Annotated in this window: 1 protein-coding gene; it reads left to right on the top strand. The window is 52.8% G+C overall.

The genetic code is table 11. The annotated features are described in order from the left end of the window. Positions 1–256: 256 nt before the first annotated feature. On the top strand, positions 257–771 hold a 515-nt coding region (locus AC1DRJ_RS30700; RefSeq protein WP_477805419.1), incomplete at its 3' end, for a hypothetical protein.

Below are 771 nucleotides of genomic sequence, written 5' to 3'. Positions count from 1 at the left end.
CCTCAAGGGTCATGTTGTGCAGGACAATGGCTATCGTTGGTCACTGACTTCTGCAGGTTCCACCAGCAGTTCGACACCCGGATACGCGAACACGACGTTATCGCGACTGGCCCGCTACTACATGGCCTGCATGGGACAGGATGACGCTGGCGTTTCAGTCTTTGCTTCCAACCAATATGGCAGCCCAGATTACGCAGAGATTGCATACATACCTAGCAGCAATACACGTCTCTCAGCGGAACCTGGGGTGTACTCCATGTTGGGAAAATTGCGTCAGGACAGGTCGCGCCTAGCGCTCTATTTTGGCTATCCCACTTCATTGGCTCTGCTGAAATCGCGAAAAAGTAACTGGCAAGGCTACATGGTTGAGCCAATCCTATTGTTTCCTGCGCGAGTAGATCCTCAAGGCAATGTCGAGATTGAGTTGGGGTACCCCATCATCAATCAAAAGGCATTCCGGCGTTTTACTAATACGGGTGTGGAGGGGGTCATGGAGGAGTTGGTTCAGCTCGAAACAGAGCTTGGACTTGTTGATATCGATTCTGCGCCCGATCTCGACGAAATTGTGCAGCGTCTTGCGTCAATTCGACCTGAGTGGCCTTGGCAGGAGTCCGTGGATGCTAGCGCGATTACCCCAGTACCGCCTTTAGCTCAGGTGAATCGAGAGGGGATATTTAATCGAGCGGTGTTGGTGGTAACGGAGCGCTCGCCATTCACGCAAGGGCTGGAAGCAGAGCTTACCGAACTCGCAAAATTGCCAGAAGCTGGTGC

The sequence above is a fragment of the Pseudomonas sp. P5_B2 genome, assembly GCF_056400445.1.
The sequence above is the reverse complement of the archived record's forward strand: the minus strand, read 5'-3'. Positions and strand labels throughout refer to the sequence as shown.